Genomic DNA, 26,416 nt, shown 5'->3' with positions numbered 1-26,416 from the left:
GCATGACGACGGTACGCAAGGCGCCATCTTTCGAACTACTGGAAATTGCCGGCCCGGCTGGCAGGCTGGAATGCCAGCGACTGGCTTCCGCACTGGATGAAACGGTCGGCATTGCGCTTGTGGCGCACCCGAACCCGACCGAGGGCGGCACCTTCAACAACAAGATCGTGCATACGCTGGCCAAAACGCTCTCACGCATGGGCTATGTAGCTTACTGCCCGAACCTGCGCGGGGTCGGCAAATCCGAAGGAACACACAGCCGCGGCGAATTCGAACCGGACGACATGGCTTCGGTTCTCGCTCATGCTCGCAGCGAACATCCGCAGCTGTCACGGCTGACACTGGCCGGTTTTTCCTTCGGCACGCTGGTGCAAAGCCGGCTGCGCCAGCGTCTGGCTGATCACGAAGTGGAAAGCATGATTCTCGTCGGCCCCGCTGTCAGTCGTTACGACTTCCCGACAGTACCTGCCAATACGCTCGTCATTCATGGTGAAGCGGACGAAGTGATTGCACTCGAATCGGTTCTTGACTGGGCCCGCCCGCAGGATCTGCCAGTGGTCGTTGCTCCCGGCGTCGGCCATTTTTTCCATGGCAAGCTGCCGCTGCTCGCTGATCTCGTCAACCGCTTCTGGCATCCCTGAGCGGCGATGAACCTGCTGGCCTCGCCTTTTCCGGAATGGCTGCTCTGGCTGGCAAACGGGCTGGCCGTGCTCCTGCTGCTGCACGCGGCCGCACGCATCCGGTGGCTGCAGCTGGAACAGGCCGAGCTGACCAGCTGGTTCGGCGGCACAACCCTTATTCTGCTGCTGTGGCAGCTGCAGGCGAGCGTCGAGGCCGGCATCACCTTCCATCTGCTCGGTGCCACCGCGCTGACGCTGATTGCCGGACGGGAACGGGCCCTGCTCGGCATGGCCGTCATCATCGCGGCCGACACCTATCAGGGACACGGCGAATGGCTGGCTAACGGCCTTTCGTGGTTTATCTGCGCCCTGCTGCCGGTGACAGTGACAACTACAGTCCTGCAACTGGCGCGGCGCTACCTGCCTGCCAATTTCTTCGTCTACATTTTCCTGAACTGCTTTGCCACGGGTGCGTTGTGCATGTGGCTCAGCGGTGCCGCCGCATGCCTGCTGCTGGGCATGTTTTCGGCAAGCAGTAGCGGCCAGATGTTCACCGAACAGTTCCCTTATTACTTCCTGCTCGGCTTCCCCGAAGCCTTCACCACCGGATTCAACCTCACGGTGCTGGTAATCTGGCGTCCGCAATGGGTTGCCAGTTTCGATGACGGCTTCTATCTGCTCAGGAAATAAGCCCGTGTAAGGCAATCGCACGCAAAATGGCCTGAAAATCAACCATTGCTGTTTCCGGATGACAGTTGAACTTGCCGACCGGCGGCAAACTGCCTACATTGCAAAGTGCATCGGGGAGAGCCATGAACAGTATTCGCCAGCACCTCAACATCCTGCTTGTCTGTGTCGTCACGGCAGTACTGGCCGTGTCCGGCGGATTCAGCTACTGGCGTGCCGAGCGCGACCTGCGCAATACCATGATGCAGTACACCAGCGCGCTCGAAAACCGCCTGAAGACCGTGCTCCCCAACCTGATCTGGAACTTTGACGACGAACAGCTCGCCAAAGTACTCGATGCCGAAATGACGCTGCCTTACGTCGATTCGATCATCGTCTACAACAACAACCTGCCGCTGGCCGGGCGAATCAAGAGCGGTGGCCACATCATTCCACTGCAGGGCAAGCCGCCCGAGGCCAGCAGCAAACCCATCGAATTCCCCGTATTCTATGCCGGCAATCCGCAGCCGATCGGCAAGGTTGTCATCACGCTGACTGACGAGCCGGTCAATGCCGCACTGCACCAGCAGATCATTGAACGGGTGCTGGAAATCATCGTGCTGGATATTGTCCTGCTGCTGGCGCTCAGCCACACGGTCAGCATTGCCATCATGCGCCCGCTCAACCAGCTGCGAGACAAGCTCAACCAGGCTGCCGAGCAGAAAGACAACATCCAGAATGTGCAGGATATCCGCTACGCCGAATTTGCCGACGTCATTACCGGCTTCAACCGCATTGCCCAGCGCCTGATGGCAGACATTGCGGAAAAGAGCCATGCCGAGGCCGAAATGCGCCAGGCCAAGGAAGGCGCGGAGAATGCCTATCGCCAACTCAAGGAAGCACAGTCATCACTGGTCCAATCCGAAAAAATGGCCTCGCTGGGTAATCTGGTGGCAGGCGTTGCGCATGAAATCAACACCCCCGTCGGTGTCATCGTAACCTCGGCATCGGTACTGGTCGATGAAACGCAGCATTTCCGCAAATCGCTCGAAAACAATGCGCTGAAGAAATCCGAAGTCATCCAGTACGGCGCGGTCGCCGAACAATCGGCCAACCTGATTCTGGCCAATGCCGAGCGCGCCGCCCAGCTGATCCAGAGCTTCAAGCGTGTTGCCGTCGACCAGACTTCGGAAGCACGCCGCGAATTCGACCTGAGCACCTATCTGAATGAAATCATCACCAGCCTGCGCCCGACACTGAAACACTCGCTCGTCGATGTCGCCAGCCAGTGCCCGGAAGGCATCCGCATGGACAGCTATCCTGGCGCACTTTCGCAGATCGTCACCAATTTCCTGACCAATGCCATGGCGCATGCCTTCGACCCCGGCCAGGTCGGTCACATCCGCATTGCTGCCGAAGAAGAAGGCAATATGGTCACCATTTCCTTCAATGACGATGGCAAGGGCATTGCACCGGAACACCTTTCGCGCATATTCGACCCCTTCTTCACCACGAAACGCGGCAGCGGCGGCAGCGGGCTCGGGCTCAACATCGTCTACAACCTGGTCACCCAGACTCTGGGCGGTACCATTTTCGTGAACTCCCAGCCCGGCATTGGCACCAGCTTTGTCGTGTGCATTCCGAAAGTCGGCCCACGGGAAGCGCCAGCCTCATTCTGACCTCACGCGGGATGCCGCCGCCGGCGGCTTCGGGTATCCTTGCCGCTTTTGCATGACCGGCGCCTTTCATGACCTCCGCAAAACCCCTCCAGCCAGCAGGCTTTCTGGCCTATTGCCGTCCCGGATTCGAACCAGAATGCCTTGCTGACCTGCAAGCCCGCTACGGGAAACGCGGACAGCAGGACACCGGCGCCGGCTGGGCCTTTGTGAGCGCTGTCGCGCGAGGCGATGAAGATGAACCTTCGTTTTCATCCTCCTTCATTTTCGTGCGCCAAAGCGTACCGGTTCTGGGCAGGGTCAGCCTGCCCGAGCGCGACCGGCTGACGCCGATCATCGGTTTTCTGCGGGCCTTTTCGCCCGAATTCCACGAAGTCTGGATTGAATATCCCGACACCAATGACGGCAAAGCCCTTTCCGGCTTCGCCAAGAAATTCCAGCCCTATGTCGAAAAAGCGGCAGGCAAGGAAGGCTGGCTGAAGGAATATACGGGTGGACCGAAACTGCGCCTGCATCTCTTCTTTGCCAGCCAGAACGACGTTTTCATCGGCATCCGCCGCGCTCGCGACAACGACTGGCTTTGCGGCATTCCACGCCTGCGTTTTCCCAGCGAAGCACCCAGCCGCTCCACACTGAAACTGCTGGAAGCCTTCATCATGCTGATCGACGAACCGGAACGGCGGCTGAAATCCGGCATGACTGGCGTCGATCTCGGTGCGGCTCCAGGCGGCTGGACCTACCAGCTCGTGCATCACGGCCTCAAGGTCTTTGCGATTGACAATGGCCCGATGAAGGGCAGCATGGACGGCCACCCGCAGGTCAAACACCTGAAAGAAGACGGCTTTCGCTGGAAACCGAAACACGCTGTGGACTGGCTGGTGTGCGACATGGTCGAGCAGCCGGTGCGCATTGCCAGCCTGATTGCTCAATGGCTGGCCAGTGGCATGGCACGGCAAACCGTTTTCAACCTCAAGCTGCCGATGAAGAAACGCCATGCCGAGGTCGAACGCTGCCTGACACTGATCCGCGACGCGCTAGACGATGCAGGCTTGCGCTACCGCATCCGCGCACGGCACCTGTATCACGACCGCGAAGAAATCACCTGCTACATCCGCGTCGGCAAGGACTAACCCGCTCCAAGCCGCATTGAAGTGGTTTATCATCGCAGACGGGCTGGCAGCAGCCCGTTCACACCCATTTTGCAAGGACACCCCGATGGCACTCACCCGCTCCGCATTCGATCAGTACATGGTTCCCAACTACGCACCCGCCGCCTTCGTGCCGGTTCGCGGGGCAGGCAGCCGCGTGTGGGATCAGGACGGCCGCGAGTACATCGATTTCTCGGGCGGCATCGCCGTCAACGCACTTGGCCACTGCCATCCGGCGCTGGTCAAGGCGCTGACGGAACAGGCTGGTCGCCTCTGGCATGTTTCCAACGTATTCACCAACGAGCCGGCACTGGCTCTCGCCGAAAAGCTCGTCAACGCCACGTTTGCCGACAAGGTGTTTTTCTGCAATTCCGGCGCGGAGGCCAATGAAGCGGCATTGAAACTCGCCCGCCGTGCCGCCATCGAGCGCTTTGGCGAGCAGAAGCACAAGGTGCTCTCGACGCTCAACAGCTTTCACGGCCGAACCTTCTTTACCGTCACCGTCGGCGGCCAGCCGAAGTATTCCGATGGCTTCGGTCCGAAGCCGCAAGGCATCGCCTATTTCGAATACAACAACCTGGACAGCCTGAAGGCGCTGATTGACGACGATACCGCCTGCGTGATCGTCGAGCCCATCCAGGGCGAAGGCGGCGTATTGCCGGCGAGCGCCGAATTCCTGCAGGGCGTGCGCGAGCTGTGCGACAAGCACAATGCCTTTCTGATCTTCGACGAAGTGCAGACCGGCATGGGCCGCTCCGGCAGCCTGTTTGCCTATCAGGAATACGGTGTGGTGCCGGATATTCTCTCCAGCGCCAAGAGCCTGGGCGGAGGCTTCCCGATCGGCGCCATGCTGACCACGTCCGACATCGCCAGACACCTGGTTGCCGGCACACACGGCACCACTTACGGCGGCAATCCGCTGGCCTGCGCGGTGGCCGGCGCGGTCTTTGATGTGGTAAACGACCCGGCGGTGCTTGCCGGTGTAAAAGCCAAGCACCAGCTGTACGTCAACGGCTTGCAGAAGCTCAATGCCGCGACACCGGTCTTCAGCGAAGTACGCGGCATGGGCCTGCTGATCGGCGCGGTATTGAGCGAGGCCTATGCCGGCCGCGCCAAGGATATTCTGAATCTGGCAGCGGAAGAAGGCCTGATGATTCTGATGGCTGGCCCGAATGTCGTGCGTTTTGCACCGTCACTGGTAGTCGAGGATGCCGATATTGCCGAAGGCCTTGTGCGTCTTGGTCGCGCGCTGCAGCGCTTTGTCGGCTGAGGGCTACCCCCAAGTAAAATGGGGCTTGCCGCTGTGGCAAGCAGGTGTTGGAACAAACAGACAGGCCAATTTCTGGGCTCCGATAATCACGCAACGCTGGCCAATGGCCGGCGCTGCTGCTGATTGCGCAGAATCAATGATTTAGCTACCCATGCAGGAACAAGTCGGATACCTGCGCCGCTGGCGGCGCTGTCCTGCATGCAGGCCTGCCCTGTCGCGGGATAGACAGCGTACGGGAAAGCACTTATAAGTTTAACCACCGATTTTCAAGCACAAAGCATATCCGTGCGTTACCGCTTCTTCCCTCTTCTTGCCGTACTGCTCGCCGTTTCCTCCGCCGTGCAGGCCCAGCCGCTGCGGCTCACCACGCAGCAGCAGCCTCCCTACAATATGGAAGACGCCAAGGGGCGGCAAAGCGGGCTGGCACTGGAGACGGTGGTCTGCGCACTCAAGCGCATGCAGTACCCCTACAGCATCCAGTTTCTGCCCTGGCTGCGGGCACAGAACATGGTGAAAAACGGTCAGGCCGATGGCTTTTTCCCTGCTTCACAGAATGCCGAACGCGACCGCTTTGCCATCCTGAGCGAAACGGTTGCCCCTCAGCAGTGGCGCTGGTATCTGCCCGCGGACAGCACTGTCGACCCGACCAGCGCGGATTTTCGCAGCCAGTCCACCGTCGGAGCCTATCTCGGTTCCAACATGCAATCCTGGCTGAAACAGACCGGTTACTCGATTTACGCCGTTCCCTACACGCACGACCAGCTGCTGCGCGTGCTGCTGGCGGGGCGCGTGCAGGCGGTACTGGCCAGCGATCTGGCCATGCAGGAGGCGATTGCGAAGGCAGGGGCAGAGCAGCGCGTGCGCTCGGTACTCCAGCAGGACAAGCCGATGGGGGTGTATTTCAGCCTGCAGTTTCTGGCCGGGGCCAGCCCGGACTTTCTGACACGCTTCAACACAGAAGTCACCACTTGCCGCCAGGCTGACGCACCGGCCAAAGCGGCCTCGTCACGCCCGAAACACTCCGAAAAATCGCCCGCAGGCAAAATCTGAAACAGGGTATAAGCCCGAATCAGCTTGCCATAAAGGGCTACAGAGTAATAGTCATACATGTATAGCAGCGTCCCGCACGTAGCAGTGGCGCTGCGTCAGTGCGCGTGGCTGGCATGTTCCGGTTCGTCGAGCAGGCGCGGCATTACGCGCACCAGCAGGATGCGCGGGCCGCGCATTTTCTTGACCACCACATCGAAACGGTCGAATTCGATGCGCTGGCCCTCTTCGGGCAGGCTGCCGAGCTTCCACTGGATCAACCCGCCGATGGTTTCGGCCTCGGGGTGATCGATATCGGTGCCCAGCGCGCGGCTGAGCGTAAAGAGCGGCAGGCTGCCCTTGCCGATCAGCGTGCCGTCGTCCTGCTCCAGCCAGTCCTGTCGCGCCTGGCGGAACTCATCACGGATTTCACCCACCACCGCGCCCAGCAAATTATCCAGCGTCACAAAGCCCAGCGGCATTTCATCGTCGTAGCACACCACGGCAAAATGCGGTGAGCCGGCACGGAAGCGCCGGAACAGCTCGATGGCCGGTGTCTGCGGCGTCACCATTTCCACCGGGCGCGCCAGATCGGACAGATCCAGCTCACCCTGCTCCTGCTGTGCCTGAAGGTGGCGCATGAACACATCCTTCAGATGCACTACACCCTGTACCTTGCCCTCCTCATCCAGCAGCGGATAGCGGCTGTAGCGGTTCTGGGCGATGGTGGCAAACTGGGTGTCCAGGCTGTCCTCGACGTGCAAAACCACGGCCTCGTGAAACGGGCGCATCAGGTCAGAGACTTTCAGGCGCGTGAAGTCGATGGCCTGCGCAAGCATGTTCCAGTCGTTGCCGTCGGCCTGCCCCTTGTTGCGGCTGCCGCGCAGGATCAGTTTCAGTTCTTCCGGCGAATAATGGCTGTCATGCCCGCCTTCGGTATCGAGCCCGGCGAGCCGCAATACCGCATTGGCACTGCGGTTCAGCAACCAGATGCCCGGATACATCAGCCAGTAGAACAGCCACAGTGGCGTCGCCGTCCACAGGCCGGTCGCCTCGGGTTTGCGGATGGCGAGGGACTTGGGCGCCAGCTCGCCGACCACAATGTGCAGGAAGGAAATGACGCTGAAGGCAAAAATGAAGGAAATCGTATGGACCAGCTTCGCGTCCGAAATGCCGATCGCCGCCAGCAGCGGATGCAACAGCTCGGCGAAGGCCGGCTCGCCAATCCAGCCCAGCCCCAGCGAAGCCAGCGTGATGCCCAGCTGGCAGGCTGAAAGATAGGCATCGAGCTGGCCATGCACATGCTGCAGGATGCGGCCGCGAAAGCCGTGCAGCCTGGCGATGCTGCGCACGCGGGTCTGGCGCAGTTTGACAAGGCCGAACTCGGCCGCAACGAAGAAACCGTTCAGGCCGACCAGAAACAGGGCGGCGACGATTAGCAGAAAATTAGTCATGGACTCCGGCAAGGACAAACTTGGTGAGGATGCATCAAGCTGCTCATTGTAGCCGATGCGCAAACTTGATTCAGTTCAGTCTGGTTTAATGCAGGACTGCTATGCTGCCCGACAGACCCGATTTGGCCAGGAAAAACCGCATGCACGCCGGAACCAGCAACACCGAAATCTTCATCGACCCGCAGGAACGGCAGCGCGCCGCCCGCACCAGTACGCTGGTCAGCGTCGTCGTCAATATCGTTCTCACGGCAATCCAGATCGTGGTCGGTATCATGGCCAGATCGCAGGCACTGGTCGCTGACGGCATTCATTCGCTTTCCGATCTGCTGGCCGATTTTGTCGTCCTCTTCGTCAATCATCACAGCAGCAAGGATGCCGACGACGACCACCAGTACGGCCATGCCCGCTTTGAAAATGCGGCTTCGCTCGTGCTTGGCGTGCTGCTGCTGGTAGTCGGAGGCGGCATGCTGTGGTCGGCGGCGGGCAAGCTGCTGCACCCGGAGAGCATCCCGCAAGTGCACAGTGTGGCACTGTGGGTCGCCATTGCCGCACTGGTGGGCAAGGAAGGCCTGTTCCGCTACATGCTGGCGGTGGCCAAACGCGTGAATTCCAGCATGCTGATCGCCAATGCCTGGCACGCGCGCTCGGATGCGGCCTCCTCGCTTGTCGTTGCCGTCGGCATCATCGGCAACCTGCTGGGCTATCCCCTGCTCGACCCGCTGGCCGCACTGGTCGTCGGCCTGATGGTCGGCAGGATGGGCTGGACCTTTTCCTGGGATGCACTGCACGACCTGATGGACCGCGCCCTGCCCGCCGAGGACATCGCCGCGATCACCGCAACGCTTGCCGCCACACCGGGCGTGCTCGGCGTGCACGACCTGCGCACACGCAAGATGGGCGACCTGGCCATTCTCGATGCCCATATCGAAGTCAGCCCGCGCATCAGCGTTACCGAGGGCCACCTGATTGCCGCACGCTGCCATGACCGCGTGAAGGCTGCGCATGCCGCACTGGCGGTTACCGTGCACGTCGATCCGAAGGAAGACCAGGAATCGCACCTGGCCCCGCTACCCGGCCGCGGCGAGCTGGAGCAGGCCGTGGGCAGTCTTCTGCCCGGCTGTCACCTGCACCTGCATTATGTGAATGGCGCGGTCGAGCTGGAAATCCTGCTGCCGCCCGGCGCATCGGATACACTGCCGGACTTCACGCCGCTGCGGGAACGTTTCCCCGCCCTGGCGCAACTCCGCATCTACCAGCCGCTTGCCACCGCATGAGTTCACACCCGCGCCGCCCCGCCAGTAAATCGTCAGTATCCCGCCGCCGCCCGGTCGCGTCGCGTCCTAGCGAAACACCTGCGGCAAGCGGCGAACTCGCCAGCATTGCCCGGGCGCTGTCCCGGCTCGGCTACTGCTCGCGCAGCCAGGCTGAAACGTTGGTCAGCAACGGGCGGGTCAGCGTCAACGGCAAAACCGAAACCCGGCTGAACCGCCGCGTCCACCTGCAGCAGGACACGCTGGCGGTCGACGGCCAGCCCGTACTGGCCGTCCAGCACGTCTACCTGATGCTCAACAAGCCGCGCGGCATCGTCACTTCGGCGAGCGACGAACAGGGCCGCAGCACCGTCTATGATCTGCTGGACGACCCGTCCCTGCCCTGGCTCGGCCCGGTAGGCCGCCTCGACAAGGCCAGCGAAGGCTTGCTGCTGCTCAGCAACGACACGCGCTGGGCGGCGGCACTGACCGATCCGGCCAGCCATCTCGACAAGCTTTACCATGTACAGATTGATCGCGTGGCCGATGCAGCACTGCTGACCGCACTGAAAACCGGCGTTGCCAGCCCGGACGGCCGCCTGCAGGCAAAAGGCGCCGAAATCCTGCGCAGCGGCGAGAAAAACAGCTGGCTTGCCATCACGCTCGACGAGGGAAAAAACCGCCACATTCGTCGCCTGCTGGAAGCACACGGCATTGCCACCCTGCGGCTGGTACGCGTCGCCATCGGCCCATTGCAGCTGGGTGAACTGGGCAAGGGCCAGTTCCGCGCACTGACCGCCGAGGAGCTGGCACAGATTCGGCAGCGGCTGCAGCGCTGATCACATACCAACCATCCCATAATCCCATAGCCTTTGCATATAAATGGCTACAGCAACATACCCACTGAAAACTCCTGAAAGACCTAAGGCTGACTGCGTGACCTGAGCACTGCACCGGCAAATTCTTTCCAAAAAAGTCAGTTTATCACCCGCAGTGCATGGTTTTGCTTTGGGCTGCATGGCATCGTGCGCTATCCTTATAGCCGTTTCCAGCCTTCCAGCAAGCCCCTCCATGAGCGCCCTCAACACCCCGGACAAATCCATCAGCGAACTGCACGACCAGCGTCTGGCCATGCTGCAGGATATCGCCAAGGAGCTCGAAGGCGACGTCATTTTCCCGGTCTGCTTCGATGCCACCATCCAGATCAGCGCGGTAATGAAAAGCAGCACGGCCTCGATCCAGCGCGTCACGCATGAAATCCAGAAAGATCCGCTGATCACCGCCAAGCTGCTGCGGCTGGCCAACAGCATGGCCTTCAACCCGTCCGGCGTGAAAGTGGTCGATCTCGCCAGTGCGGTCACCCGCCTCGGCATGGAAAATGCCCGTTCGGTGGCCCTGGCCTGCGCGATGGAACAGCTCATGCGCTCGCGCGACATGGTCGCTTTTGAAGACATTTCCAAGGCCATCTGGCAGCACAGCCTGCGCACGGCAATGATTGCCCGCGTGATTGCCAGACAGCTCACCCGAGTCAACCCTGAAATCGCAATGCTGGCCGGCCTCGTGCATGATCTGGGTGCCTTCTACCTGCTGGATCGCGCCCGCCACTATCCGGAGCTGGTCGAGCGTCCGAAAACCGTTGCCTATCTGGTCGCGCAATGGCATGAAAGCATCGGCACCATTCTGCTCGACAATCTGGGGCTGCCTGAGGAAATTATCGAAGGTGTCAGGGAGAACGATCAGCCCCGTCCCACGGTCGAGAATCCGCGCACACTCAGCGACGTGATCTACGTCGCCAATCTGTTCGCTGGCGGACTGGAGGAAATCCGTCTGCTCGACCTGCCTGTTGAGGTGGAACCCGCCGAGCTGACGCTGCCGAAATACCTCGCGCTCAAGGACGAAATGGATGCGGCCTGCGCGGACATGCTGAGCATCTGGTAAGACACAAGCACGGTAGAGCCCCCTAGCGCTGCCACAGCCGCAGCAGGAAACCCGGCTTGACCAGTGCCAGCCCGGCGGGCACCGCATCGATGATCCGCCACGCCGATTGCCGTGTTTCCCGCAGCAGCGGCTCGGCGTAGGGCGGGCCATTTTCCTTGCGCAGTGCCGCCACCCTCGGTGCATTGGCCCGCTCGGTGCGGAAGGTCACCACGGCGATCTCGCCACTGGCCAGCCGCACGAAACTGCCGGGCGGGTAGATTCCAAGCTCCTTCACCAGCAGGCTCACCTGCGCCGGATCAAAACGCGCATCCGGCTTGCGAAACAAGGCGGCCAGCGCCTGGGCCGGCAGCACGCGCAGCACGCTGATCTGCTCGTCGAGCACATCGGCAAGCGCGATCAGCCGGGCCAGCGCAGGTACATCATCGCCCTGCAAGCCTTGCGGATAGCCACTGCCATCCGCCACTTCATGATGCGTCTGGACCAGCAGATGCCACAATTCATCGGATAAACCGGCCTCGCGCAGAATCGCCGATGACACAATGGGATGTGCCAGAATGGCTTCACGTTCAGGCTCGGTCAGGGTGTCAAGCTGTCCACCCAGCCTGACCAGCAAAGGCGTGATGGCAATGTTCATGGTCAGACCGGCACCGCACAGTGCTTCCAGCTCCGATGCGGCGAGCTGCATGCGTTTTCCTGCCAGCGCCAGCAGCACGGCCACACGCAGCGCATGCGCAGTCACCTGCTCGCGACCCGGCACCAGCAGCATGGCCGCAATCAGGCCATCGGGCTGTCGCTGCGCCAGCTCCTGTACACCCGCTGCTACTGCCTGCAGGCCGGCCAGAAGATCGGGCAGCGCCAGACCGTGCAGCAATAATCCTTCGCTGCGGCGCAGCAGGAATTCATACTCGGTCAGCGGGTTGGGCTGCCGGGCTTCCGCTATCCGGTTGCGCAGGTTCTGCCGCTCGGCCAGTTCACGGCGCTCGCGTTCCTGCTCCAGCAGGGCATCCACTTCGCTGCGCTCGCTCTCTCCGGCGCTGGCCAGCAAGGCCCGCTGCTCCGGGCTGAGCACATAGTGGCCCTTTTTGAGCAGCAGGATGCCGCTCTTGTGATAAACATCCACCGGCAAGGCTTCACCCAGACGGATAAAGCCCGAAGGCAGACGGGTTTTGCTGGAATCAATCATCATCATCGCACCAGGAAGCGCGTGCCTGCCGGCACGTCCGGTTCTTAAGTAATGGTTCATCGCAGCAAGACTGACAAGCCAAACTGCGCGCCAGCGCTCGATTCCCGGCAGGTGGACGACATGCCGGCATCGATACCTTGACGTGCCCTGCAAGCCTGATTATCGTCAAGGCCTCACGACACGGGTCACCGCCATGCTCCCAGCCCTGCCACTGCTCCGGCTTGCCGCCGCGTTCGCCATGCTCGTGCAGGCCGTCATCGCCCAGGCGAGCGAGCCCTTGCGGCTGGTGTATTTCCAGGACTATGCCCCGCTCTCTTCCGGCGAAACCGGCAAGGTACATGGCGCATTGATCGACGTGATGAACGAAGCGCTGGGCAAGCGCATGAAAATTCCGCTGGAGCACGCTGGCTTCCCGTGGGCGCGCGCGCAGCGCATGGTGCAGACAGGCGAAGCCGATGCCTTTGTCACCGTGCATAACCCGGAGCGGCAGGCCTATACCGACGCGAGCAGCGAGATCGTGTATCACAGTGAAATCCGCTTCTACGTCAGCAAGCAGCATCCCGAGCTGAAGCAGATGCAGGCCGCAAGCACACTGGCGCAGTTCCGCAAATACCGCTTTGGCAGCTATATCGGCGCCGGCTGGAGCAGAAACAGCCTCAAGGATTACCAGGTCACGTATTTCCCGGCCGCCGAAACGATGTATCGGGCAGCCGGCAGGCAACTGGTCGACATTGCCCCGGAAATCGCCGCGCAGGCCCGGCCCTTCGTGCAGCAGCTGGCCCTCGACGATGAACTCGTCGAGCTGCCGCAGGTATTCGACCAGCTCGATTACCGCCTGTGCATCCGCAAGAATTCACCCTTTGCCGAACGCCTGCCCGAATTTGACCGCACTCTGCGCGCGATGCGCGCCGACGGCACGCTGGCCGCGATTTTTGCCCGCTACAAGCTGCAAAGCGCCCAGCAATAAACCCCGCCCGTAGGCAAAAAAAAACCGCCGTTTCCGGCGGTTTTTTCATTGGCACGACGCGTTTTCAGCCCTGCAGGGTGTACTCGATGCAGCGGCTGCCGTTGCGAACGACCTCTGCGCGGCTGGCCTGGCCTTGCGCCACCAGCTTTTCGAGGCGGCTGCGCGCAGTGGATACGGTAATGCCTTCGGCCTCCGCGTAATCCTTGCTGGTGGTCACGCGTGCAGCAGTGCTTGCGGCAGACGGCTTGGCGACCGGCCTGGCTGCAGGCGCAGCGGAGGCCGGATGCATGGCGGCAGAAGCCGCGGTCGGAGCGGCAGCCTGCAGGCCACGGGCCTTGACGGTGAGAGCGAGGCGTTTCAGTTTTTGCTGGCGATGATTCATGGTGCGTTTCTCGTGCTGCGCGGCGGCCCGCGCGCGAAAAAGGCGGGATTATAGGCGAAGCGGCACGGGATGACAGCCACCCGCCCGCCGGCCTTGCGCCAGAACAAGGCCGGGACCGACGCGCGGCGCTGGCCCACTCCAATACATCTCCATGTATTAACCCGTAGCCATTATTTTCAAATGGCTACAGACCCATACCCTTACAACAGCAATTCCACGGCCACTCAGCGCATCTGGAATGCTTCCCGATGGAATGCGCCACGGGCCAGCCCGGCCCGGGCCAGATCAGCCTCCAGACTGTCACCCAGCCCCTGCGGCCCGCAGAACCATACCTGCGGCTGGCTGGCGACCTTGTCGAGCAGGCGCAGCGCTGCTGCGCTTGGCCGGCCTTCCTCATCGCTGCAATGAATGACAAGTGTGATCGTCGGCAGCGTGGCACACAGCGCCTGCAGGCGCTCGGCATGTACCGCATCGGCAGCACTGCGCACGCAATAATGCAGCGTGGCGACCGGCACAGGCCCGGGGGCAGACTGCAGCGCCTCCAGCCAGGCCAGGAACGGCGTGATGCCGATGCCGCCGGCAATCCAGACCTGCTCCTGCCGGATGTCGCGCTGCAGCTCGAAACAGCCATACGGGCCTTCGATGCTCACTTCGTCACCCGCCTTCAGCAGGGCCGGCAGCCGCGCGGTGTAATCACCCAGCTTCTTGATGCAAAAGCGCAGCGTATTGCCGGCATTCTGTGCACTGGCAATCGTGAACGGATGCTGGCCTTCATGGCCGGCAGCGCGCAGGAAGGCAAACTGCCCCGGCTGGTGCTGCCAGTCGCCACTGACCCGGCAGACCACTTCTAGCATGCTGTCACCCTGCGGTTCCACACTGACAATCACGGCACGATGCGTGCGGCTGCGGCCGATGCGCCCGCTCAGTGCGAGCACGGCACAGACCGAACCGGCCACGGCAGCAATACCGACCAGCACACCCATGGGCTGCATCCACCAGGCCGGCGGCGCCAGTACGATGGCATGCAGCGCCAGCACGACAAACACCACCGCCAGCACTTTATGCACATAGCGCCAGATGTGATACGGAAAGCGCTGCCACAGCGTGATCAGCAGCATTGCGCCCAGCAGCCAGACCGACCACTCGCCCATGTCTTTCACCGGGCCGCGCAGGAAATCCAGCCAGAATTCCGGACGCGGGCCGCGCACCGGGCGCTCGAAGAAAAGGCGCATCACATCCTTGGCCAGATCCAGGCCGTAGTGCAGCAAGGCAAAACTGATGGCCAGAATCCCGGCCCATTTGTGCACGCGGTACATCTTGTCGAGCCCGCCAAACGGCTTTTCCAGCCACGCTGGCCGCACGGCCAGCACCATGATCAGCCCCATCAGCACAAAGGACAGCACGCCGCTCAGATTGATCAGCTCCTTGCGCCACCACCATGCATTCATGTCTGCCGGCGGACTCATCCACACCGACCAGCCCCAGGCAGCGAGGCATGTCAGCACTACCCAACGGATGACTTTCATATTGGTTCTCCAACGCCGATTTTGTAAGCAAATTGTAACGCTTCAGCATTAAGCTGGCCTTAAGCCTGCGTAAACAGGGCCGGATAAACGGCTGTAACTATTCACATACCGCTCCTGCCAACACCGGCCAGCCTTGCCTGCCCCGCAATAACAACGCAGCACGGGCAATGGCGTTGACTGCAACGACGCACAGGCCGGCAGATCCGGGCAAGTGACAGATTCACGGCCCGAGCATCGCATTAAGTCACGGCGCAGCATGCCGGTGGAATGATCCAATACATGCATTGGCATCACGATACCCCGCGCTGGCACAGCGCAGTTCCACTGCACTGCTGCTGCAGCCGGTATCCGCCTCACACCATTTCCGAGGGAGACAACACAATGAACAGTTTGAGCAAACGTCTGGCCGCCGAGTTTTTCGGCACGTTCTGGCTGGTACTCGGCGGCTGCGGCAGCGCCGTGCTCGCCGCCGCCTATCCGGAGCTCGGCATCGGCTTTGCCGGCGTGGCGCTGGCTTTCGGCCTGACGGTGCTGACCATGGCCTATGCCGTCGGTCCTATTTCCGGCGGGCACTTCAACCCGGCGGTATCGCTCGGTCTCGTCGTTGCCGGGCGCTTTCAGGGCAAGGATCTGCTGCCCTATATCGGCGCACAGGTGCTCGGCGGCATTGCCGGCGCGCTGACGCTCTACCTGATCGCCTCCGGCAAGGCCGGCTTCGTGGCCGGCGGCTTTGCCAGCAACGGCTATGATGCGCTCTCGCCCGGCCAGTATTCGCTCGGTGCCGTGCTGCTTTGCGAAGTCGTGCTCACCTTCTTCTTCCTGATCATCATCCTCGGGGCTACCGACAAGCGCGCGCCGGCCGGCTTTGCGCCGATCGCCATCGGTCTGGGCCTGACGCTGATACACCTGATCTCGATTCCGGTGAGCAACACCTCGGTCAACCCGGCCCGCAGTCTGGCCGCCGCCCTGTTTGCCGATACCGCCGCGCTGTCACAGGTCTGGGCCTTCTGGCTGGCGCCGATTGCCGGTGCGGCCCTTGCCGGTCTGGCGTACAAATGCCTGCTGGCCGACAAGGCCGCCGACTGATCCCAGAACAGGCAAGGCATGAACCCGAGGGGCGCCACGATGGCGCCCTTTTTGCGGCCCTTGGCCCGGACAGCACAACCCGCAGCATACCCATCACTCTATCTTGCTAAAGCCCATTACATGAAATGGCTGCAAGCCCATACCCATCAAACCGGCCAGGCAGAACTCCCGATGATCTGCACGACCAGGCATGCTGCCCGGGCAAAGAACAGCCGGCAAATGCACCGGGGCGTACAGAAGTAACACCGCTCACACCGTTACAAAAGCCGAACAATTAAGTTACGCCAATCTGTCTAGCATGAGTTCATCCCGTCAAAAACAAGAAACACAAAGGAATGAGCCATGAAGAAAACCGTTCTGTGCCTCGCGCTGGCCGCCCTCCTGCTGGGCGCGTGCAGCAAGAAGGAAGAAGCAATTCCGGAACACATCGGCGTCGAAGCACCTGCCGCTGCTGAAAAAGCCGCCGAACCCGCGCCGGGCGAAGCAGGCTCCGCAGCAGCCCGCAGCGCCGAGCACAAGAATCAGCTCGGCTCGCTCGTGCTGAGCCAGCAGGACGGCGAGCGCCAGTTCATCCGCAAGGCCGATCTGCGTTTCAAGGTAAAAGACGTTTACCAGAGCGCCCTCGCGATCGAGGATCTGGTCGCCAGTGCCGGCGGCTTTGTCGAGGCCAACAAGATCGAAGCACAAGGCTACGGTGACGAGCGTTTCCCGCAGGAGGGCAACAAGCTGCTGGTGCTCAGCCGCTACCGCACCGAAGGCTTCCTGCAGGTGCGCGTTCCCAGCGCACGCACCCAGCAGTTCCTGCGCGACCTGGCCGGGCAGATCGTGTTCCTCGACCAGCGCACCTTCACCGCCCAGGATGCACAATTTGCCCTGCTGCGCGAAACACTCGCACAGCGGCGCAACCAGCAGGCACAGCAGCAGCTTGCCGACGTGGCGGAGGGCCAGGGCAAGGCCGGCGAAAAGACCGCCGCGATCACCGCGCGGCAGGACGCGCAGGCCGACCGTGATGAAGCCCTGATCGCCGAAAAAGAATTCGCTGATCAGGTAGCCTTCAGCACCATCACCATCGCGCTCTACCAGCCCGTGGCCATCAGCAAGAGCACCGAGGATGACCTGAACGCCATCGAGCGCGAGCTGCAGCCGGGCTTTTCCGCCAAACTGGGCGAAGCGTTCGGCAGCGGCTGGCAAGGGCTGCAGCAATTCGCCATCGTCCTGGCCATGCTCTGGCCACTGTGGGGCATCGTGCTGGCGGTGGCGCTGCTCACATATATGCTGGCCCGCCGCAAACACAAGGCTGCACCGGTACCCGAAGCGGCAGCTGCCACACCGGCCGAGAGCGGGAACGAACCGCCTGCCGCCGGCTGACGCGAAGCCTGCACCCGGCTGCCGCACGCAAAAACACCTGCCGCAAGGCAGGTGTTTTTTTGCCCGGAGCGCCGCACAGCCCCGTATGAGACGAATCAGTCATCGCGTCCGTGCCGGTACCTGTCATGCCCGCGCTTGCCGCCATGCCGGCGATCATCGTCATCCCAGCGGTCGTGTCCATGCCGCTGCCAGTGCTCGCTGCGGTAGCGTGGCGCGTACACATTCCGGTACCAGCTGTCGCGGACAAAATAAACGGGCCTGCCGCACGCACTGTAGCGCCCGCAATAGCGCCCCCAGTTGCGTGCATGGCCCGGCGGCACGCGCAGGTAAAGCGGTTCGTAATACGCCCGCGGCTGCATGATGACCACCGGCTGTGGGTAGATCAGCTGCGGTGGCGGGTAATTGCCGATCGTGATGCGTCCATAGAAATTCGGGTCGCCAATATTCACCGACACACCGACGTCAGCCGCCGCAGCGCCGACGCCAGCACACAGCAAAACCGCGGCCAGTATCCATTTTTTCATTGCAAGCCCTCCATGATCCGTTCAGCAAGAGCTGCGCGCGGGCAAATTGCCGGTCGCGCAGTTCCGGTATGAAGGTCATGCTACGGCCCCGGCGCTGAACACCACCTGAATGCAGCGCAACACCGGCAGAGGCACCGGCCAATCAGGCAGGGTGCATAAACGCTTCGCGGTGGATGGCATAGTCAAAGAGGTCATACACCGCACCATCGCGGGCAAACCCGCCCGGCTGCAAGCCGGTGCGCCGCATGCCGTTGCGCTCCATCAGGCGCCAGCTGGCCAGATTGTCCTTCACGGCCTCCGCACGCACGCAGCGCGCGTCGCATTCCAGGAAAAGGCAGTGCAGCAAGGCCGCCAGCGCGCGGCTGCCCAGCCCCTGCCCCCAATACTGGCGCGCCAGATGGTAATACGCGGAAAACTCGCCGGGCTGCGGCAGGCGAACGGCACCGGCAAGCCCGACCACCTGCCCACCCGACTGCAGCACGAAAGGCCCGACATCGCTGCCATGTTCCAGTATCCAGGCGATGCGCGCGCGGCAATCCGCCAGCGTCGCGACATCGCGCACATAGGTAAAGCGCGTTACCTCCCGGTCGGACCAGATCGGCAGAAAATCGGCAGCATGATCAATCGTCAGAGGAACAAGGGAAAGATCGGCGGGCATGGCAGCTCCGGCAGCAAAGCGGGGTTGACTACACGACACCGTCGGCAGCCTGCCTGCGGGATCTGGCGAGCCATTTTCCGATTCCGAGGCCGGGCAGAATCAGGCTGCACAGCAGCATCAAAGCCGCTGCCGGGCCGATGCGCACCCGTTCAGCCAGCGAGCTGGCCAGATCAGCCGGCATGGTCGCCATATCCGGACTTTGCTGCATGGCCTGCAGTGTCATTGCCAGCGCCGGCCACGGCAGCATGGTGGCCAGCAAGGGCAGGAACAGCAGCACACAGGCGGCGCAACTACGGGACAGCAACGCCAGCGGCACCACTGGCAGGCTCAACACATACAGCAGGATGGCCAGATCATAGAGGGAAAAACGCGCGTCCTCGGCCCGGAACACCTGCGAGAAAGCCAGATTGAACACCCGGAAGGTCTCATCCATCCGGAACAGGCTATGGCCGACAAAATCGAGCAGTCCGAAAGGCAGGAACAGGGGCGCCAGCGCAAACACCAGCAAGGCTGACAGACCCACGCGGTTGACCGGTTCACGCCACAATGCCGACAGGGAAAGCATCACAGAACTCCTCGCAAGAAATCTGGCCCGAAGCAGAACTGAACGCTACTCCCTTGCCTGACAAAAATAAACCGTCGCGATTTCAGCAAGGGCAATATCTTAACAAGATTCCTTTACGCCACCACTCCTATCAGCACAAAGCCTTTGCAGACAAATGCCTACAGAGGCATACCAATAACAGTATTGCCGTTACTATTACCAGCGACTGTTGCGCAACTAGGATTTCCGTTGCTAGTTAATCGAAAATTGGGCTTGCCATATATCAATATTTCGATAATCATAGAATCATGGAAATCAAAACCGCCGTCCCCCTTCTCGCCGCACTGGCGCAGGAAAGCCGCCTCGCCATCTACCGCACCCTCGTAGCCGCTGGCTCCGGGGGGCTGGCGGTCGGCCGCATTGGCGAGCAGCTTCAGGTTGCGCCAGCCACGCTGTCTTTCCACCTGAAAGAGCTCAGCCACGCCGGACTGGTGACGTCCCGCCAGGAAGGCCGCTTCATTTACTACTCGGCCAACTACACGGCGATGAACGAGCTGCTCGCCTACCTGACCGAAAACTGCTGTGCCGGCCAGCCCTGCACGCCCGCACCGCCCTGCTGCAACCCTCCTTGCGACTGATCACCCGGAGCCCGCCATGAAACGCTTTCACGTCCACGTTGCCGTCGACAACCTTGAACAAAGTATCGCCTTCTACAGCGCCCTGTTCGGCTGTACGCCCACGGTGGCGCATCCCGACTATGCCAAGTGGCAAATCGACGATCCGCGCATCAATTTCGCCATTTCTGCCCGCGGCGCGGCGGTTGGCGTCGATCACCTCGGCATCCAGGTGGACAGCGATGAGGAACTGACCGAACTGCATGGTCGTTTGCAGGCGACCGCCAGCGAGATCCTCAGCCAGGAAGGCACCGCCTGCTGCTACGCCGAATCGGACAAGCACTGGGTGCGCGATCCGTCCGGCATCGCCTGGGAGGCGTATCACACGCTTGCAACAGTGCCCACGTTTAATCGGGGCGAGACTGCCGCGGCAAACTCGGCCTGCTGCGCGCCGCTGCCTGCTGCGGAAAAACCGCGTATCAAGCTGGGCGATATGTCGTGCTGCACCCCCGGATCGGGCTGCTGCTGAAAAGCCCGAGCCGACATTCCAGAATAAACACACACCAAACCAGGGATCATCATGAGCAAGAAATTCAACGTCCTGTTCCTCTGCACCGCCAATTCGGCACGTTCCATCATGTCGGAAGGCCTGCTGAACCACCTCGGCGGCGAGCGCTTCCAGGCCTTCAGCGCCGGCAGCAAGCCCGGCACGCAGCCCAATCCCTTTGCCATCGAGCTGCTGCAGAAAATCGGTCACGATACCGGCTATATGTATTCCAAATCGTGGGATGTGTTCGAGGGTGAAGACGCGCCGAAGATGGACATCATCATCACGGTCTGCGGCAATGCGGCCAACGAAGAATGCCCGGTCTGGCCGGGCCACCCGATCACCGCGCACTGGGGCTACGATGACCCGCACGGCGAAACCGATGAAGAAAAGCGCCACTCCTTTGCGCAGATTTTCTGCCAGATCAAGCACCGCATCGAGCTGCTGGTCAGCCTGCCAGACGAGAAAATCGAGCACCTGGCCAATATTCGGGCGATTGGCGAGCCGGATGTCCTGAACGGGGTGAACGCATAATGAGCCAGCCTGCACTGGGCGTATTCGAACGCTATCTCACGCTGTGGGTGACCTTGTGCATCGTCGTTGGCATCGTGCTCGGCCAACTGGCCCCCGCGCCCTTCCAGGCACTGGGTGCCATGGAGATTGCCCGCGTCAATCTGCCGGTCGGCATCCTGATCTGGGTGATGATCATCCCGATGCTGATGAAAATCGACTTCGCCGCGCTGAAAGAAGTCGGCCAGCACTGGCGCGGCATCGGTGTAACGCTGTTCGTGAACTGGCTGGTCAAGCCGTTTTCGATGGCGCTGCTGGGCTGGCTATTCATTCGTGAGCTCTTCGCTCCGTGGCTGCCAGCGGCACAGATCGACAGCTACATTGCCGGCCTGATTCTGCTGGCTGCAGCACCGTGTACCGCGATGGTGTTTGTCTGGAGCCAGCTGGTACGAGGCGAGCCGCACTTCACGCTGAGCCAGGTGGCGGTGAATGATGCCATCATGGTGGTCGCCTTTGCGCCGATTGTCGGTCTCTTGCTGGGCATTTCGGCCATCACCGTGCCGTGGGATACGCTGCTGGTATCGGTCGGCCTCTACATCGTGATTCCGGTCATCCTCGCCCAGCTGGCGCGCAAAGTACTGATCGCGCACGGCGGCCTGGATACGGCACTGAAGCGCATCCAGCCGTTTTCGCTCTGTGCCCTGCTGGCCACACTGGTCCTGCTGTTTGCCTTCCAGGGCGAGCAGATCCTCAAGCAGCCGCTGGTGATCGCGCTGCTGGCGGTGCCCATCCTGATCCAGGTGGTGTTCAACTCGGGACTGGCCTATGTGCTCAACAAAAAACTCGGCGTGGCGCACTGCGTGGCCGGCCCGTCGGCACTGATCGGCGCCTCGAACTTCTTCGAGCTGGCGGTCGCTGCCGCGATCAGCCTGTTCGGCTTCCAGTCCGGCGCGGCGCTGGCGACTGTCGTCGGCGTGCTGGTCGAAGTACCCATCATGCTGGCGGTAGTCGCAGTGGTAAACCGCAGCAAGAACTGGTACGAAGCGGCGGCCTGATACACGGCAACCGATATGTCTGTAGCCATTTATCTGCAATGGCTACAGACATATACCCATAAGCCCGGCACGGCCATCGCCACATAACACCCTACTGCGGATTTCCTGCACAGCCAAAAGCACCCGCCTGCACTATGCTCACCTCCCCGCCAACGAGGAGCACGTACCATGTCTCGACGACACAGCCTGTTCGAAGACCTGCAGGGCGTGCTGACCGGCGCGCTGTTCATGGCGCTGGCCATCCAGTTTTTCCAGCATGCGAAGCTGCTCACCGGCGGCGTCACCGGCATCGCCTTCCTGATCCACTACGCCACGCACTGGGCGTATGGCGCGGTGTTTTTCATCATCAGCGTGCCCTTCTACCTGTTTGCCTGGCGCACACTGGGCGCCGAATTCACGCTGAAGACCTTTGCCGCCATCGGCACGCTGTCGCTCCTGACCGGCTGGCTGCCGCATTGGCTGAGTTTCGGCTCCCTCAACCCGCTGTTTGCCGCCATCATGGGCGGACTGCTCGCCGGCGCAGGCATCCTGATGCTGGTACGCCATCGCGCCAGCCTCGGCGGCGTAACCGTGCTGGCACTCTACCTGCAGCAGCGCCGCGGCTGGCGCGCCGGGCATGTGCAGCTGGGCTTCGATCTGGCCATCCTGTTCGCTGGCATCTTCCTCGCCAGCCCGCAGCAGATGCTGCTGTCGATTGCCGGCGCCCTCGCGCTGAATCTGGTGATTGCCATCAATCACCGGCCTGGGCGCTATATGGGGATGTGATTCCGCCCTTTCATCAGGGGCTGCATGGGGTTGCCGAAGGCAGGGCGGCTGTTGTTTCCGGGGAGCGGATCTGTGCCACGGATTGCGATTGCATGCTCAGCGAGCCGCGAGGTAATCCATTTCCTTTTTCCACCCGCCATAGCTGGCAGCATAATCGGCATATTCCTGCACACCTGCGGTAAGCGCCAGGGCTCGCCCCAAGGCCTGCGCTTGCAGGTTTGCAATCTGCTTCGCCTGTGGATTTCGGCTTGCGGTCAGAAATGAAGACAAGCTACTGACAACCTGCCCTCCCTGCCTTTTCATGGCCGCCTTTGCCAGATCCGCCACAAGGAAAGGCGAGTATTTCAGCATGTAATCGGCGTAAGCCTTGATCACCGGTTTTTGCAGCAGAATCGCGTTGCGCTCATTCTCGAAATCGGCACGTTCCAGCACCTTTCGTTCATGAAAGACAATGGGAGCGGCATCCGAAACATCGCACTGCCAGCCCTTGCGCGGCGACAGCATCTCACCTTGGAACTGCTCTTCCCGGTACGGGTAAAACGGCATGGTTCGGCAACGCAGCGGCTTGTGCGAATGAATGCTGCAGAGCCGGTCCTCCCCCAGCGCCGGGCAAGGCTGGTCAGGCGGAATGTAAGCGGTAGGAACAATCAGAACCGCGAGTTCATCCTTCGGGGTTACCCTGATCGTCACCCCCAGGCGGGCGACAGAAGCATGATCTTTCGCCCCCTTGCGCAAGGGCGTCCAGATCATCGCAAGCGGAAACAGGCCGGCATTGGCCAATGCGTCGTCGAGCGTCAACGGCAACTGGCCAAAACAGCACTGGCCACATGCGGTACACCTGAACCGGTGCGTCATCCCCGTTCCCTCAAGCGAGTTCGGTCGTTGTGCCGCAGCATTTTTTAGCCTTCTTGCCCGACCCGCAGGGACAGGGATCATTCCGCCCCACTTTGTTCACGTTCCGCTGGGTAATCTGCGGGTTGAAGTCACCCGAAACATAGAGCCAGAGTCCGTTGTCACGGCGGAAGCTTGCCAGCTCGGCCTGGATCATGTCCTGCTGGTTGCGCCGGAAACGGATTACAAACTCAACTTTTGCTTCATCTCCGGTGACTTCAACACGGCGGATTTCGAGCCTGCGCGATGCGCTCCGCCTCTGCCCGGTTGAAATCATCGCGCACTTCCGGCGCATGTGTGCGTTCGACATGGTCGAGTTCGCCAAGAACGAAGGCCGCATAGCGTGAACGCATCAGCGCTTCGGCACTGGGCGCTGGCGCACCCGCGATGATCGGGCCACAGCAGACTGCGTATTCCAGCTTGCTTCCACAAGGACATGCAGACATCACCCTCTCCCAATCCCGTCGATCACGCAAAACCACATACACGGCATAGTATTGACCCAGATCCCTTTACCAGAAAGGATTCCGGACCGATACCCAAGAAAAAATCAAAGCTTGTCCAGCACGATCTCGCCGACATCATTGAACACGTAGTCAGGCTTGTAGGGGAAGTGGTCGATCATGTCGGTCGTCGTCACGCCCGAGAGCACCAGCGCAGTTTTCATGCCGGCCTCCATGCCGCCGACGATGTCGGTATCCATCCGGTCGCCCACCATCAGGGTGTCGTCCGGGTGTGCGCCGAGCTTTCTGAGCGCCAGCGTCATCATCAGCGCATTGGGCTTGCCGACGATGTAGGGCTTCTTGCCGGTAGCAGCAGCAATCGCCGCCAGAATGGTGCCGGCCGCCGGCTCGTTGCCGCCTTCGACCGGGTCGATCATGTCCGGGTTGGTGCCGATGAATTTGGCGCCCTGGTCAATAAAGCGCACCGCCTTCTTCATCTGCTCGAAGCTGAAGGTCGTCGATTTGGCGACGACCACGTAGTCCGGCTTGCTTTCCGAGATCGAGAAGCCGACGTTGTAGAGTTCATTGATCAGCCCGCCGCCGCCGATCACGTAGACCTTGGCGCGGTCCTTCTGGTTTTTCAGGAACATCGCCGTGGCCATCGCGGCGGTGATGAAGTTGTCTTCCGTCAGGCCGTGCACGCCCAGCGATTCGAGCTTCAGTTTCAGGTCATACGGCGTCTGTTCGGCGTTGTTGGTCAGAAACAGGAAGGGAATCTTGGCTGCCAGCATGCGGTCGACAAAGGCCTGCGCGCCGGGAATGAGCTGCTTGCCGCGGTAGACCACGCCGTCCATGTCGGAAATCACGTTCTTGATCATGTTCCTGTTCCTGTTGATTGCTTGACCAGATGCTGACTTTAGCCGCGAATACGGTGCAGCACTAGCCGTGCCGCACCGTAGATCATTTACAGCCCCTGCACGAAGGGGTAATCGACCTCGGGTTTCTTGCCATCGATCAAGTCGGCAATCGCCTTGGCGGAGCCACAGCATTCGGTCCAGCCCAGCGTGCCGTGACCGGTGTTCAGCCACAGGCTGGGGTAGCGCGTGCTGCCGATATAGGGCAGATTGCCCGGCGTGGCTGGACGCAGGCCGGTCCAGAATTCGGCGTTGGCGTAATCGCCACCATTGGGGAAGATTTCGCTGGTGCGCGCGATCAGTGCCTTGCAGCGGATTTCATTCAGTTCAAGGTTGTAACCGTTGAATTCGGCGGTGCCGGCCACGCGCAGGCGATCACCCAGTCTGGAGAACACGAGCTTGTAGCCATCGTCGGTCATGCTGACTGTCGGAGCCTCGTGTTCGGGGCCGACCGGAATCGTCGCCGAATAGCCCTTGGCGGGGTAGATGTCGAGCGTGACGCCCAAGGGCGCCAGATACAGCGGGCTGTAGCTGCCCAGACACACGACAAAGCGATCGGCGCTGAGCACTTCTTTACCTTCTGGGGTATGCACGCGCACGCTTTTTACATCGCCGCCTTCAGCATTAAACCCGTCGATCGCGCAGTCGTAGCGGAATGTCACGCCCAGCGCTTCGGCGTGTTTCGCCAGCTCGTTGGTGAACTTGCGCGCATCGCCCGATTCGTCGCTTGGTGTGTAGGTGCCGCCGACGATGGGGCGGCGCGAGTGCTTCAAGGCAGGTTCGATCGCCAGACATTCGGCTGCGGATTTCACCTGCCGGTCCAGCCCCACTTCACGCATCAGCGCGGCGGCCGGAATCGCGGCGTTGAAATCAGCCTCGTCGGTGTAGTAGTGCAGAATTCCTTCCGTTCGCTCGTCGTACGACAAGCCCAGCTCGCCGCGCACAGCCTGCAGCGTATCGCGGCTGAACAGCCCCAGACGCACCAGATTCTGCAGGTTGAAACGTGCACGCTCCGGCGTGCATTGCTGCAGGAAGCGCAGGCCCCAGCGCCACTGGTTCCAGTCAAATTTGAAACGGAACAGCAGCGGTGCATCTTCCTCGCCCAGCCACTGCAGCGTTTTCCACGGTGCTTTCGGGTTCGCCCACGGCTCGGCATGGCACACGGAAATCTGCCCGCCATTGGCATAACTGGTTTCGCGCGCCGGCTCCTGCGCGCGCTCGATCACGGTAACCTCATGGCCGGCCTTCGCCAGAAACCACGCTGACGTCACGCCGATCACCCCTGCTCCGAGCACGATGACTTTCATGTTCTTGTCTCCCCTGAAAACCCGGCCAATTATGCCGCGCGCACTGCTGCCGTGCAGCAAAACACGCCCCTTCCCTGCCCGGCA

30 protein-coding genes are annotated in these 26,416 nt (G+C 61.5%); 17 read left to right on the top strand and 13 right to left on the bottom strand.

Features of this window, described 5'->3' with window-relative positions; translation table 11 throughout:
- The first annotated feature begins 2 nt into the window (after positions 1–2).
- Together H559_RS18205 and H559_RS0100380 are read left to right on the top strand one after the other, a co-directional pair.
- Positions 3–641 carry an alpha/beta hydrolase gene (locus H559_RS18205; RefSeq protein WP_034639216.1) on the top strand — a complete coding sequence of 213 codons (639 nt, stop codon included), beginning with the start codon at positions 3–5 and terminating at the stop codon, positions 639–641.
- Positions 642–647: 6 nt separating this feature from the next.
- Positions 648–1,310: an energy-coupling factor ABC transporter permease gene (locus H559_RS0100380; protein ID WP_028451036.1), complete on the top strand. Its 663-nt coding sequence runs from the start codon at positions 648–650 to the stop codon at positions 1,308–1,310.
- Here the strand turns inward: H559_RS0100380 and H559_RS23275 are convergent.
- Complete coding sequence (locus H559_RS23275) at positions 1,300–1,434, bottom strand: hypothetical protein (RefSeq protein ID WP_281171336.1); 135 nt, start codon at positions 1,432–1,434, stop codon at positions 1,300–1,302. The genes H559_RS0100380 and H559_RS23275 overlap by 11 nt on opposite strands.
- Here H559_RS23275 and H559_RS0100375 point away from each other — a divergent pair.
- The 4 genes from H559_RS0100375 (at position 1,433) to H559_RS18200 (ending at position 6,430) form a co-directional block, all read left to right on the top strand.
- Positions 1,433–2,965, top strand: coding sequence for a sensor histidine kinase (locus tag H559_RS0100375; RefSeq protein ID WP_028451035.1), 1,533 nt, complete (start codon positions 1,433–1,435; stop codon positions 2,963–2,965). The two genes, H559_RS23275 and H559_RS0100375, sit on opposite strands and share 2 nt — an antisense overlap.
- Positions 2,966–3,033: 68 nt before the next feature.
- On the top strand, positions 3,034–4,092 hold the full coding sequence (gene rlmM / locus H559_RS0100370) for a 23S rRNA (cytidine(2498)-2'-O)-methyltransferase RlmM (protein WP_028451034.1): 1,059 nt from the start codon (positions 3,034–3,036) through the stop codon (positions 4,090–4,092).
- A gap of 85 nt (positions 4,093–4,177) precedes the next feature.
- On the top strand, positions 4,178–5,380 hold the full coding sequence (locus tag H559_RS0100365) for an aspartate aminotransferase family protein (RefSeq protein WP_028451033.1): 1,203 nt from the start codon (positions 4,178–4,180) through the stop codon (positions 5,378–5,380).
- Between the two features lie 285 nt (positions 5,381–5,665).
- A complete protein-coding gene (locus H559_RS18200; RefSeq protein ID WP_051278774.1) occupies positions 5,666–6,430 on the top strand; it encodes a substrate-binding periplasmic protein in 765 nt (254 codons plus the stop codon).
- A gap of 95 nt (positions 6,431–6,525) precedes the next feature.
- On the opposite strand, the gene H559_RS0100355 is transcribed toward H559_RS18200, so the two are convergent.
- Positions 6,526–7,860: a hemolysin family protein gene (locus tag H559_RS0100355; RefSeq protein WP_028451032.1), complete on the bottom strand. Its 1,335-nt coding sequence runs from the start codon at positions 7,858–7,860 to the stop codon at positions 6,526–6,528.
- A 140-nt stretch (positions 7,861–8,000) separates the two neighbouring features.
- Between H559_RS0100355 and H559_RS18195 the strand changes: the two genes are divergently transcribed.
- The 3 genes from H559_RS18195 to H559_RS0100335 all read left to right on the top strand — a co-directional run bounded on the left by H559_RS18195 (position 8,001) and on the right by H559_RS0100335 (position 11,048).
- Positions 8,001–9,134, top strand: a complete 1,134-nt coding sequence (locus H559_RS18195) for a cation diffusion facilitator family transporter (RefSeq protein WP_081412795.1) — start codon at positions 8,001–8,003, stop codon at positions 9,132–9,134.
- Positions 9,131–9,949: a pseudouridine synthase gene (locus H559_RS0100345; RefSeq protein WP_028451031.1), complete on the top strand. Its 819-nt coding sequence runs from the start codon at positions 9,131–9,133 to the stop codon at positions 9,947–9,949. Before H559_RS18195 ends, H559_RS0100345 begins: the two co-directional genes overlap by 4 nt.
- A gap of 232 nt (positions 9,950–10,181) precedes the next feature.
- Positions 10,182–11,048: an HDOD domain-containing protein gene (locus tag H559_RS0100335; RefSeq protein ID WP_034639214.1), complete on the top strand. Its 867-nt coding sequence runs from the start codon at positions 10,182–10,184 to the stop codon at positions 11,046–11,048.
- 22 nt (positions 11,049–11,070) lie between these two features.
- Here H559_RS0100335 and H559_RS0100330 read toward each other — a convergent pair whose 3' ends face one another.
- Positions 11,071–12,231 carry an HD-GYP domain-containing protein gene (locus tag H559_RS0100330; RefSeq protein WP_245579310.1) on the bottom strand — a complete coding sequence of 387 codons (1,161 nt, stop codon included), beginning with the start codon at positions 12,229–12,231 and terminating at the stop codon, positions 11,071–11,073.
- A gap of 193 nt (positions 12,232–12,424) precedes the next feature.
- Here H559_RS0100330 and H559_RS0100325 point away from each other — a divergent pair, with 193 nt between their 5' ends.
- Positions 12,425–13,198 (top strand): substrate-binding periplasmic protein, encoded by a 774-nt coding sequence (locus H559_RS0100325; RefSeq protein ID WP_028451027.1) that lies wholly within the window; start codon positions 12,425–12,427, stop codon positions 13,196–13,198.
- Between the two features lie 64 nt (positions 13,199–13,262).
- On the opposite strand, the gene H559_RS0100320 is transcribed toward H559_RS0100325, so the two are convergent.
- Both H559_RS0100320 and H559_RS0100315 read right to left on the bottom strand, forming a co-directional pair.
- Positions 13,263–13,580 (bottom strand): hypothetical protein, encoded by a 318-nt coding sequence (locus H559_RS0100320; RefSeq protein ID WP_028451026.1) that lies wholly within the window; start codon positions 13,578–13,580, stop codon positions 13,263–13,265.
- A 224-nt stretch (positions 13,581–13,804) separates the two neighbouring features.
- A complete protein-coding gene (locus H559_RS0100315) occupies positions 13,805–15,106 on the bottom strand; it encodes a ferredoxin reductase family protein (protein WP_028451025.1) in 1,302 nt (433 codons plus the stop codon).
- A 381-nt stretch (positions 15,107–15,487) separates the two neighbouring features.
- Between H559_RS0100315 and aqpZ the strand changes: the two genes are divergently transcribed.
- Both aqpZ and H559_RS0100305 read left to right on the top strand, forming a co-directional pair.
- Entirely contained in the window at positions 15,488–16,192 is a 705-nt protein-coding gene (aqpZ, locus tag H559_RS0100310; RefSeq protein ID WP_034639210.1) for an aquaporin Z, read from the top strand.
- 342 nt (positions 16,193–16,534) lie between these two features.
- Entirely contained in the window at positions 16,535–17,560 is a 1,026-nt protein-coding gene (locus H559_RS0100305; RefSeq protein WP_028451023.1) for a DUF4349 domain-containing protein, read from the top strand.
- Between the two features lie 95 nt (positions 17,561–17,655).
- On the opposite strand, the gene H559_RS0100300 is transcribed toward H559_RS0100305, so the two are convergent.
- From H559_RS0100300 to H559_RS0100290, 3 genes are all read right to left on the bottom strand, one after another.
- The gene (locus H559_RS0100300; protein ID WP_028451022.1) at positions 17,656–18,084 is read right to left on the bottom strand and encodes a hypothetical protein; all 429 of its coding nucleotides are present in this window, start codon (positions 18,082–18,084) and stop codon (positions 17,656–17,658) included.
- A 142-nt stretch (positions 18,085–18,226) separates the two neighbouring features.
- Entirely contained in the window at positions 18,227–18,742 is a 516-nt protein-coding gene (locus H559_RS21195) for a GNAT family N-acetyltransferase (RefSeq protein ID WP_051278773.1), read from the bottom strand.
- 28 nt (positions 18,743–18,770) lie between these two features.
- Entirely contained in the window at positions 18,771–19,307 is a 537-nt protein-coding gene (locus H559_RS0100290; RefSeq protein WP_028451021.1) for a hypothetical protein, read from the bottom strand.
- A 287-nt stretch (positions 19,308–19,594) separates the two neighbouring features.
- On the opposite strand from H559_RS0100290, the gene H559_RS0100285 reads away from it, so the two are divergent.
- The 5 genes from H559_RS0100285 (at position 19,595) to H559_RS0100265 (ending at position 22,777) form a co-directional block, all read left to right on the top strand.
- Positions 19,595–19,924 carry an ArsR/SmtB family transcription factor gene (locus H559_RS0100285; RefSeq protein ID WP_028451020.1) on the top strand — a complete coding sequence of 110 codons (330 nt, stop codon included), beginning with the start codon at positions 19,595–19,597 and terminating at the stop codon, positions 19,922–19,924.
- A gap of 16 nt (positions 19,925–19,940) precedes the next feature.
- On the top strand, positions 19,941–20,429 hold the full coding sequence (locus H559_RS0100280) for an ArsI/CadI family heavy metal resistance metalloenzyme (RefSeq protein WP_028451019.1): 489 nt from the start codon (positions 19,941–19,943) through the stop codon (positions 20,427–20,429).
- A 51-nt stretch (positions 20,430–20,480) separates the two neighbouring features.
- The gene (locus H559_RS0100275; protein ID WP_028451018.1) at positions 20,481–20,981 is read left to right on the top strand and encodes an arsenate reductase ArsC; all 501 of its coding nucleotides are present in this window, start codon (positions 20,481–20,483) and stop codon (positions 20,979–20,981) included.
- Positions 20,981–22,012 carry an ACR3 family arsenite efflux transporter gene (arsB, locus tag H559_RS0100270; RefSeq protein WP_034639186.1) on the top strand — a complete coding sequence of 344 codons (1,032 nt, stop codon included), beginning with the start codon at positions 20,981–20,983 and terminating at the stop codon, positions 22,010–22,012. Before H559_RS0100275 ends, arsB begins: the two co-directional genes overlap by 1 nt.
- A gap of 168 nt (positions 22,013–22,180) precedes the next feature.
- A complete protein-coding gene (locus H559_RS0100265; protein ID WP_028451016.1) occupies positions 22,181–22,777 on the top strand; it encodes a YitT family protein in 597 nt (198 codons plus the stop codon).
- A 96-nt stretch (positions 22,778–22,873) separates the two neighbouring features.
- Here H559_RS0100265 and H559_RS0100260 read toward each other — a convergent pair whose 3' ends face one another.
- The 5 genes from H559_RS0100260 to H559_RS0100245 all read right to left on the bottom strand — a co-directional run bounded on the left by H559_RS0100260 (position 22,874) and on the right by H559_RS0100245 (position 26,392).
- Positions 22,874–23,713, bottom strand: coding sequence for a YkgJ family cysteine cluster protein (locus H559_RS0100260; RefSeq protein ID WP_211230865.1), 840 nt, complete (start codon positions 23,711–23,713; stop codon positions 22,874–22,876).
- Complete coding sequence (locus H559_RS23365) at positions 23,643–23,978, bottom strand: YchJ family metal-binding protein (protein WP_373277330.1); 336 nt, start codon at positions 23,976–23,978, stop codon at positions 23,643–23,645. The genes H559_RS0100260 and H559_RS23365 overlap by 71 nt, the downstream gene beginning before the upstream one ends.
- On the bottom strand, positions 23,887–24,114 hold the full coding sequence (locus tag H559_RS22985; RefSeq protein WP_211230863.1) for a YchJ family protein: 228 nt from the start codon (positions 24,112–24,114) through the stop codon (positions 23,887–23,889). The genes H559_RS23365 and H559_RS22985 overlap by 92 nt, the downstream gene beginning before the upstream one ends.
- 104 nt (positions 24,115–24,218) lie before the next feature.
- Positions 24,219–24,989 (bottom strand): HAD-IIA family hydrolase, encoded by a 771-nt coding sequence (locus tag H559_RS0100250; protein ID WP_245579308.1) that lies wholly within the window; start codon positions 24,987–24,989, stop codon positions 24,219–24,221.
- An 86-nt stretch (positions 24,990–25,075) separates the two neighbouring features.
- Positions 25,076–26,392: a D-amino acid dehydrogenase gene (locus H559_RS0100245; RefSeq protein WP_373277329.1), complete on the bottom strand. Its 1,317-nt coding sequence runs from the start codon at positions 26,390–26,392 to the stop codon at positions 25,076–25,078.
- Between the last annotated feature and the right edge of the window lie 24 nt (positions 26,393–26,416).

Source organism: Chitinilyticum aquatile DSM 21506, from assembly GCF_000430805.1.
GTDB classification, from domain to species: domain Bacteria; phylum Pseudomonadota; class Gammaproteobacteria; order Burkholderiales; family Chitinibacteraceae; genus Chitinilyticum; species Chitinilyticum aquatile.
Note: the sequence above shows the minus strand (reverse complement) of the source record. Positions and strands in the feature narration are given on the sequence as shown.